Below are 8789 nucleotides of genomic sequence, written 5' to 3'. Positions count from 1 at the left end.
TGTCAGTTGATATCAAAGTTGACTGACACACCGCTATCGCGAGCAGGCTCACTCCTACAGGGACCGTGGTGGATGGGAGATCAGGTTTACCGCACCAGACACGGCCGCTTGTTATCGAACTTCCACCCCGGAATCAGAAACTGCATCGCGACGCTGTCATCCCGCGCGCCGAGGCCCATGCCTTTGTACAGTTCGTGGGCCTTGGTCACTTGATCCATGTCCAGTTCCACACCCAGCCCCGGTTTTTTCGGAACCTGCACGAGGCCATCGACAATCTGCAGCGGTGCCTTGGTCAGGCGTTGGCCGTCCTGCCAGATCCAGTGAGTGTCGATCGCGGTGATGTCGCCCGGTGCAGCGGCGGCGACGTGAGTGAACATCGCCAGGGAAATATCGAAGTGGTTGTTGGAATGCGAGCCCCAGGTCAGGCCCCACTCGTGGCACATCTGCGCCACACGAACCGAACCCTGCATGGTCCAGAAGTGTGGGTCGGCCAGCGGAATGTCCACCGACTGCAACTGAATCGCATGACCCATTTCGCGCCAGTCGGTGGCGATCATGTTGGTCGCGGTTTTCAGCCCGGTGGCGCGGCGGAATTCGGCCATGACTTCGCGACCGGAATAACCGTTTTCCGCACCGCACGGGTCTTCGGCGTAGGCGAGTACGTGATGCTGATCGCGGCACAGACGAATCGCTTCTTTCAGCGACCAGGCGCCGTTCGGGTCGAGGGTAATCCGCGCGTCAGGGAAGCGTTCGGCCAGTGCCGTCACCGCTTCGATCTCGGCATCGCCACTGAGCACACCGCCCTTGAGTTTGAAATCCTTGAAACCGTACCTGGCGTGCGCCGCCTCGGCCAGACGCACCACTGCTTCGGCGGTCATGGCTTTTTCGTGACGCACACGGAACCAGTCGTTGTCGGCGTCCGGTTCGCTGCGATAGGCCAGATCGGTTTCGTGCTGATCGCCGACGTAGAACAGATAACCGAGCATCTTCACTTCATCGCGTTGCTGACCTTCGCCGAGCAGCGCCGCCACCGGCACGTCCAGATGTTGGCCGAGCAGGTCGAGGAGGGCGGCTTCCAGGCCGGTGACCGCGTGAATGGTGATGCGCAGGTCGAACGTCTGCAGGCCACGGCCGCCGGCGTCGCGGTCGGCGAAAGTCTTGCGCACCTGGTTGAGGATTTTCTGGTAGGTGCCGATCGGGCTGCCGACCACCAGATTGCGCGCGTCCTCCAGGGTCTGGCGAATGCGCTCGCCACCGGGCACTTCGCCGACGCCAGTGTGGCCGGCGTTGTCCTTGAGAATAACGATGTTGCGGGTGAAAAACGGCCCGTGGGCGCCGCTCAGATTGAGCAGCATGCCGTCGTGACCGGCCACCGGAATGACCTGCATCTCGGTGATGATCGGAGCTTTGGCGGTGTCATGAACAGTCATTGTTGTTTTCCTTGTCGAGACGAAGTCAGGCGTGTTTCGGCGCGGCGTCGGCCAGCGCTTTTTCAGCAGCGGGTTTCGGCGTGGTGCGCGCAGCGAAGACGATGATTGCGGCGATGATCGAGGTCGCGGCCAGACCATAAAGGCCGCCCTGAATCGAGCCTGTGTGTTGTTCCAGCAGGCCGAAGGTGGTCGGCGCGACGAAACCGCCGAGGTTGCCCACCGAGTTGATCAGTGCGATCACCGCCGCCGCGATGCGTGCGTCCAGGTAGGCCTGGGGAATCGGCCAGAACAGCGACGAGGCGGATTTGAAGCCCAGCGCCGCAAAGCAGATCGCGACGAAGGCAAAGATCGGCCCGCCAGTGGTGGACATGAACATCCCCGCTGCGGCGATCAGCAGCGCCGTAGCCACCCACGCTTGCTGGTGTTTCCACTTCGCCGACAGCGAGGCAAAGGCGTACATGCCGACGATCGACAGCAACCATGGAATCGAGTTGAACAGGCCGACCTGCACGTCGCTGAGTTCGCCCATCTTCTTGATGATGCTTGGCAGCCAGAAGGTCGCCGCATAAATGGTCAACTGAATGAAGAAGTAGATCAGGCAGAACAGAATGATCTGCCGGTCCTTGAGCAGTTTGCCCAGCGACGGCCGAATCGGCGTCGCGGCTTCGCGGGCCTTTTGCTCGTCGTCGATGGCGCTGACCAGCGCATCCTGTTCGGCGCGGCTCAGCCATTTCGCGTCGTGGGGTTTGGCATCCAGCCAGAACCAGACGAAGACGCACAGGCACACCGAGAACATCCCCTCTATGAAATACATCCACTGCCAGCCGTGCATGCCCAGCCCGTTGATTTGCAGAAGCAGACCGGACAGCGGACCGGAGATCAGCGAGGCCACCGCCGAGCCGCTGAGGAAGATCGCGATCGCCTTGCCGCGCTCGACGCCTGGCAGCCAACGGGTGAAGTAATAAATCACCCCGGGAAAGAACCCGGCCTCAGCGACACCGAGCAGGAAACGCAGGATATAGAAGTGGGTTTCGTTCTGAATGAACGCCATGCAGGCCGCGACGATGCCCCAGGTGAACATGATGCGGGTCAGCCAGATGCGCGCGCCGACTTTTTGCAGGAGCATGTTGGACGGCACTTCGAACAGCGCGTAGCCGATGAAGAACAGGCCGGCGCCGAAGCCGTAGGCGGCAGCGCCAATGCCCAGATCGGTTTCCATGTGGGTGCGGACGAAACCGATGTTCACCCGGTCAATGTAATTGACGATGAACATGATCACGAAGAGCGGCAGGACGTGGCGTTTGACTTTCGAGATGGCCGAGGCGAGCGTTGGATCAACGCTTTCCTGCATCCCCGAGACGGAGGTTTTCACTTGTTTTTCTCCCACTGATTATTTTTATGCGGGTAGGACTGGTGTTGCGTTGTTGATAGACATCATACAACTGTGTTTTTTTGTCCTACAAGTGGGGAGGGGTGATTAAATTCGTCTGAACATAGAGTTTCTTATGAAAAAATCGGGTTAAGCTCAATATTTTCGGGGGTTATAGCGAGATGTGCGTAGTGGCGTGCTTGCTTCAGGCATATCGGTAACACCGTAGGATCAACACAGCGAATTTCGACGTCTCTGATGTTGTCATACAAGTAGTCGTGGCATACAGCGCTAGAATCCATCTCAACCGTCATCCCGCGGTGCTACGATCGGCAAGCCCCGATCACCGGAACCGACCATGCAAGAAGACCTCGACGCGCCTGCGCGCAAACGCACGCACAACCTCGCTCATGACCTGGTGGAAAAACTCACCCAGAGCATCCTGCTCGGACAGATGTCGCCCGGTGACAAACTGCCGTCGGAGAATTCCATCGTCCAGGAGCACGGCGTCAGCCGCACGGTGGTGCGCGAGGCGATTTCCAAGTTGCAGGCCTCGGGCCTGGTCGAGACGCGCCACGGCATCGGCACCTTCGTGATCGAGCGCGCGGCGGAGCAGGGCCTGCGCCTGAATGTCGACACGGCGCTGGGTGTGCGCAGCATTCTCGAATTGCGCATGGGCCTTGAAACGCAAGCCGCGGCGCTGGCGGCGCAGCGACGCAGTGAGCAGCAGTTGCTGCAGATGCGTCAGGCGCTGGATGACTATCAGCGGCTGCTGGCCAACAACGACAGTTGCGTGGAGGCCGATCGGCGTTTTCATCTGTTGATCGCCGAGGCCACCGGCAACGCCTGCTTCAGCGAGATCATGCAGCACCTGGGCAGCGCGATGATCCCGCGCAATCGTCTGAATGCCGCCGAGCGCGGCGCGGCAGATCTGAGCAAGCTCGGGCATTTGGCGAATCTGGAGCACGAGGCGATTCTGAATGCGATCAAGCGTCAGGACGCCGACGCCGCCCGTGCCGCCATGTGGCTGCACTTGACCAACAGTCGTGATCGCTTTATTGCCCAGGATTGATGCCGCTGGTCTGATCTATCGCACGCCGTCGATGGCCGCGCTTCCAACTTATACGCCCCGGATAATCCGGGCCAGTATTGTGAGGTGCAGCATGGCTGATGACTCGCTTGTTCCCGGTGGCATGGCGCCCACCGACCAGACCCGCCCCGTATCCGGCACCGACGAGCCGACCCTGAGCGATCACGACGCACCGCCGGGCATGCATCCGGGGCGCGATCCACTGAGCGATGGCGACCGGCCGGATGACTGGAAGGATCCGCCGGATGACGACGATGTGCCGCCGGCGGATGAGCCGACGCCGTTGTCGGATGACATGCGCTGAGGTCTGGGTTTTTTGTTGCGTGTGCCGGCCTCTTCGCAAGCAGGCTCGCTCCCACGCTGGAGAGTGGGAGCGATCACAATCAAAAGATCGCAGCCTTCGACAGCTCCTACCGAGGCGTGCCTTGGAACTAAACCGAGACCAAATCCCGCATCAACAACCCAAAGCGCAAGTCTGCTCCATCCGGTACCGGCACATACACCGTATGCCCATCCCCCGGCGCCACCTCGATCGCTGCCCCGCTGACACTGCGCAACTCATGCAGAGCAAAATGAAAATTGCCCTTGGGCGTCATCAATTCCAGATGATCGCCGATGACAAACCGATTCTCCACCTTCACCTCGGCCAAGCATCGGCGCCGTAGGCGAAGGCGTAACGCATGTTTTTCAGGGTGCCAGCGGGGGCAAGCAGCTCGGAAGCGATGAGAGTCGGCATTTGGGTGTCGGTCGCAAAAGCCACGCAGGGTAGGGCAGCTGTCGCGAGGGTTTATTGATCTGGATCTATGCTCCATGAATAAACATGGCACTCGCGCGCGCGGCGGCTGACTAAGTGGGGCGGGCGTGCGTGACGCCTGACTGACATGGACCGGATATGAACGAAAAGAGTCTGCAATTCAAATCCCTGACGGTGCTGCTGGTGCTGGTCACGGTAGCTTTTATCTGGATTCTGCTGCCGTTTTACGGCGCGGTGTTCTGGGCTGTCATCCTCGGCATTCTGTTTGCGCCAGTGCAGCGCAAGGTGCAGCTGAAATTCGGCTGGCCACGCAACGTGACCTCGCTGTGCACGTTGAGCCTGTGTCTGGTGATCGCGATTCTGCCAGTGATCATCGTCAGCATTTTGCTGGTGCAGGAAGGGGCGACGGTCTACAAGAACATCGAAAGCGGTGAGCTGGACATCGCCGCGTATCTGGCGCAGTTCAAGCACAGCCTGCCGCCGTACTTTCAGCATTTGCTCGATCGCTTTGGCATGGGCGAACTCGACAGCCTGCGGGAGAAAATCGTCAAGACGGCGATGCAGGGCAGTCAGGTGCTGGCGACCCAGGCGTTCAGTTTCGGCCAGGGCACCTTTGAATTCGTGGTGAGCTTTTTCATCATGCTGTATCTGCTGTTTTTCTTTCTGCGTGACGGCCCCGAGCTGGCGCGCAAGATGCGCACGGCGGTGCCGCTGGAGGAAAACCACAAGCGCCGCCTGCAACTGAAGTTCAACCGCGTGGTGCGTGCGACAGTCAAGGGCAACGTGGTCGTGGCCGTGACCCAGGGTGCGCTGGGCGGGCTGATTTTCTGGTTTCTCGACATTCCCAGCGCGTTGCTCTGGGCGGTGCTGATGGCGTTTCTCTCGCTGTTGCCTGCGGTGGGCGCGGGGATTGTCTGGGCGCCGGTGGCGGTGTACTTCCTGCTCAGCGGCATGATCTGGCAGGGCGTGGTGCTGGGCTTGTTCGGCGTCTTCGTGATCGGCCTGGTCGACAACGTGCTGCGCCCGATTCTGGTGGGCAAGGACACGAAAATGCCCGACTACCTGATTCTGGTTTCCACCCTTGGCGGGCTTGCGGTGTTCGGCCTCAACGGCTTCGTGATCGGCCCGCTGATCGCCGCGCTATTCCTGTCGAGCTGGGCGCTGTTCGTCGAGACCAAGCCCAAAGTGCAACTGCCTTAGGCATGCAACGCGGTGCTGGTGACCTGTTGCGACAAGGCCTGCGCCGCCGGCAAAGAGGTGAGCGGGCCGCTGATTGGCTCGCCATCGCGCACCAGATACCAGCAAGCGAGCAAACCGGATGCACGCAGCGAAGCGGGAACTGCGCTGCCGATCACCGACATGATTTGAACCTGAGCCATGGGAAAACCTCCATCAAACTGATGGGGCTACCTTAGGGATTTGTTGGCGCTGCGGACAATCAACGCTTTCGATAGTGGTCATTGATGCCAGTGAGGTACGGCGTCATTCGACCACCTGATCGAGCATGTGCATGACTTCGCGTTCATTGAGCAGGCCCTTGTGCACAAGGTTTTCGGCGAGCAGGGACAGCAGCTTGGCGCACCGATGGCCTTCCAGATGCTTGAGCTCGGTGAGCGCGCTGTAGACCTTGCTCGAGGTGCACAAACCGACGATGCGGTGCGGATTTTGTGTGGGCATACAGTCGTCCTTGTTGTTATCGATCTGTTGTTTACGGACGGATTCAGATTGCGGCTCCGTCATGACAAAACGGTGACCATTTGATGAAAAAAACAGCCAGCGGTCGATTCCATCATGCCGACTTTAGCTGCTCGAACTGTCCTCACAACGACCTCGGCGAGATTTTTTCGGACCTTCGCCGACCAGCGGTCATAAAAAAGCCCCGCTCGAAAGCGGGGCTCTGTGTTGCGCTTACCAGCGTGGACCGCCGTAGTAACCATGCGGGCCGCCATAGTAGCCATGGGGCCGACCGTAATAACCGCGAGGCGGGCCGTAGTAAACAGGGGCCGGCTGCACGTAAACCGGTTGCTGCACATACACCGGTGCCGGTTGGTAGTAGACCGGTGGCGGCGGTTGCTGCACGTAGACCGGTTGCGGCTGAACATAAACCGGCTGTTGCTGCACGTACACCGGCCGATCCTGGTTGATCAGTGCCGAGCCGATGATGGCCGAGCCGACGATCGCGCCAAACACTGCAGGGCCCTGCCAGCCATGGCCACCACCCGCTTCAGCCTGACCGGTGACGGCGAGTGCGCCAATCAACAAAGCCATGATGGGAAGTTTACGAATCATGATAAGTCCTCGGTTCTTCGACCCGGCGGCTGGGCCTGAACCAGGCCCACAGTTGTCGCGGGGATACAGCTAAGACAGCAAATTTGCGAAATTCAGCACAGCCGCTGGGTAAATTTTGTGTAAGGTCTGTAGCGGCTTTTTTACTCGGCAGCGCGGCGCCTCGAACAAGCCGCAATGATGATTCAGAACCCGGTGGGCTGGCCAATCCCGTCCATCCGAAAGTGCGTTTGAAGGAGAAGTTTCATGCAGATGAACCCGAACAAAGACACCCAATTGTGCATGTCCCTGTCCGGGCGGCCGGGGAATTTCGGTCTGCGTTTTCACAACCATTTGTATGAGCAGTTGGGCCTGAATTTCTACTACAAGGCATTCAGCAGCCAGGACCTGACCGGCGCAGTCGGGGGCATCCGGGCACTGGGTATTCGTGGCTGCGGCGTGTCGATGCCGTTCAAGGAAGCCTGCATTGCCCTGGTCGATGAGCTGGATGCCTCGGCAGCGGCGATCCAGTCGATCAATACCATCGTCAACACCAACGGCCACCTCAAGGCCTATAACACCGATTACATCGCCGTCGCGCAGTTGCTGGAAAGCCACGCGGTGCCGAAAGATTCGACCTTCGCCCTGCGTGGCAGCGGCGGCATGGCCAAAGCGGTGGCCAGCGCCCTGCGCGATGGCGGCTACAGGAACGGTTTGATCGTCGCCCGCAACGAGCGGGCCGGACGTGCTTTGGCAGATTCGCTGGGTTATCGCTGGCAGGCCGAGTTGGGCGACGAGCGCCCGCAGATGCTGATCAACGTCACGCCGGTGGGCATGGACGGCGGGCCGGAGGCGGGGCAACTGGCGTTCGAGCCTGAGGTGATCCAGGCGGCCGAGACCGTGTTCGATGTAGTGGCGATCCCTTCGGAAACGCCGCTGATCGTGCGGGCGCGGGCCGAAGGCAAGCGGGTGATCACCGGGCTGGAAGTGATTGCGATCCAGGCGCTGGAGCAGTTCGTGCTGTACACCGGGGTGCGGCCGAATGAGGCGCAGTTTGCGGCGGCGGTGGAATTTGCCCGTAGCTGAGTGATTTTTGTAGTGGGCTGGTCTGGCCTCATCGCGAGCAGGCTCACTCCTACAATTGGAATGCGTTCAATCTGTAGGAGTGAGCCTGCTCGCGATAGCCTCGCCACGGATTCACATGAGACCCCTACACTTCAGAAACAACACTCGCCCACCACAAAAACCATAACCGAGGCCACCCATGCATCCCCCCATCCTCAACCTCAACGAGGTCGAACTCGAGCCCCTGCCCGAAGCCCTCGCCCCCGAAGGCGAAACCGCCGGGCGTTATCAGCAGCGCATCGCGCGCATCGGTCAGCAACTGGGTGCGCAGAAACTCGGTTATCGCCTGTATGCGCTGCCGCCGGGCATGCGCGGCAGTCCGTTCCACAGCCATCGGGTCAATGAGGAAATGTTCTACGTGGTGGCCGGGGAGGGCGAGGTGCGGTTGGGAGGCGAGCGTTTTCCGATCCGCGCCGGTGATGTGATCGCCTGCCCAGCGGGCGGGCCGGAGAACGCCCATCAGATCATCAATACCGGCGCGGGCGAACTGCGTTATCTGGCGGTGAGCACTCAGCAGCAGCCTGAGATTTGCGAGTATCCGGATTCGAACAAGTATGCGGTGATGGATAACTTCGCGGTGGATGCCGAGGGCAATGCCTCGGGGTTTGTCGCAGTCGCGCGGCAGGCGGATGGGGTGGATTATTGGGAGGGCGAATGAAAAATCTGAAATGCGCTGATGTCCCTTGTAGGAGTGAGCCTGCTCGCGATAGCGGTATGTCGGTCAAATCCGCTGTGACTGACACACCGCTATCGCGA

The 8789-nt window shown here is 60.2% G+C and carries 10 protein-coding genes and 1 pseudogene; 5 read left to right on the top strand and 6 right to left on the bottom strand.

Annotation, left to right across the window (positions count from 1 at the left end):
- Positions 1-86: 86 nt before the first annotated feature.
- Together gudD and DCO47_RS23570 are read right to left on the bottom strand one after the other, a co-directional pair.
- Positions 87-1430: a glucarate dehydratase gene (gudD, locus tag DCO47_RS23575; protein WP_116659029.1), complete on the bottom strand. Its 1344-nt coding sequence runs from the start codon at positions 1428-1430 to the stop codon at positions 87-89.
- A 25-nt stretch (positions 1431-1455) separates the two neighbouring features.
- Positions 1456-2802, bottom strand: coding sequence for an MFS transporter (locus tag DCO47_RS23570; protein WP_042609149.1), 1347 nt, complete (start codon positions 2800-2802; stop codon positions 1456-1458).
- Positions 2803-3157: 355 nt separating this feature from the next.
- Here DCO47_RS23570 and DCO47_RS23565 point away from each other — a divergent pair, with 355 nt between their 5' ends.
- Positions 3158-3871, top strand: a complete 714-nt coding sequence (locus DCO47_RS23565) for a FadR/GntR family transcriptional regulator (RefSeq protein WP_042609150.1) — start codon at positions 3158-3160, stop codon at positions 3869-3871.
- Positions 3872-3962: 91 nt separating this feature from the next.
- Positions 3963-4193, top strand: a complete 231-nt coding sequence (locus DCO47_RS23560) for a hypothetical protein (RefSeq protein WP_116659028.1) — start codon at positions 3963-3965, stop codon at positions 4191-4193.
- Positions 4194-4320: 127 nt separating this feature from the next.
- Here the strand turns inward: DCO47_RS23560 and DCO47_RS23555 are convergent.
- A pseudogene (locus tag DCO47_RS23555) lies at positions 4321-4551 on the bottom strand (U32 family peptidase C-terminal domain-containing protein); the annotation flags it as partial.
- A gap of 230 nt (positions 4552-4781) precedes the next feature.
- Here DCO47_RS23555 and DCO47_RS23550 point away from each other — a divergent pair.
- Positions 4782-5843: an AI-2E family transporter gene (locus DCO47_RS23550; RefSeq protein WP_039763392.1), complete on the top strand. Its 1062-nt coding sequence runs from the start codon at positions 4782-4784 to the stop codon at positions 5841-5843.
- Here DCO47_RS23550 and DCO47_RS23545 read toward each other — a convergent pair.
- From DCO47_RS23545 to DCO47_RS23535, 3 genes are all read right to left on the bottom strand, one after another.
- The gene (locus DCO47_RS23545; protein WP_042609153.1) at positions 5840-6022 is read right to left on the bottom strand and encodes a hypothetical protein; all 183 of its coding nucleotides are present in this window, start codon (positions 6020-6022) and stop codon (positions 5840-5842) included. The genes DCO47_RS23550 and DCO47_RS23545 overlap by 4 nt on opposite strands.
- 103 nt (positions 6023-6125) lie before the next feature.
- Positions 6126-6320, bottom strand: coding sequence for a hypothetical protein (locus DCO47_RS23540; RefSeq protein WP_016770691.1), 195 nt, complete (start codon positions 6318-6320; stop codon positions 6126-6128).
- 231 nt (positions 6321-6551) lie between these two features.
- On the bottom strand, positions 6552-6932 hold the full coding sequence (locus DCO47_RS23535) for a hypothetical protein (protein ID WP_024013471.1): 381 nt from the start codon (positions 6930-6932) through the stop codon (positions 6552-6554).
- A 243-nt stretch (positions 6933-7175) separates the two neighbouring features.
- On the opposite strand from DCO47_RS23535, the gene DCO47_RS23530 reads away from it, so the two are divergent.
- Entirely contained in the window at positions 7176-7994 is an 819-nt protein-coding gene (locus DCO47_RS23530) for a shikimate 5-dehydrogenase (protein ID WP_083352420.1), read from the top strand.
- Positions 7995-8172: 178 nt separating this feature from the next.
- Complete coding sequence (locus DCO47_RS23525; RefSeq protein WP_116659027.1) at positions 8173-8691, top strand: cupin domain-containing protein; 519 nt, start codon at positions 8173-8175, stop codon at positions 8689-8691.
- Positions 8692-8789 lie beyond the last annotated feature (98 nt).

Origin of the sequence: Pseudomonas sp. NDM (genome assembly GCF_003105095.1) — a bacterium.
GTDB lineage: Bacteria > Pseudomonadota > Gammaproteobacteria > Pseudomonadales > Pseudomonadaceae > Aquipseudomonas > Aquipseudomonas moraviensis_A.
Note: the sequence above shows the minus strand (reverse complement) of the source record. Positions and strands in the feature narration are given on the sequence as shown.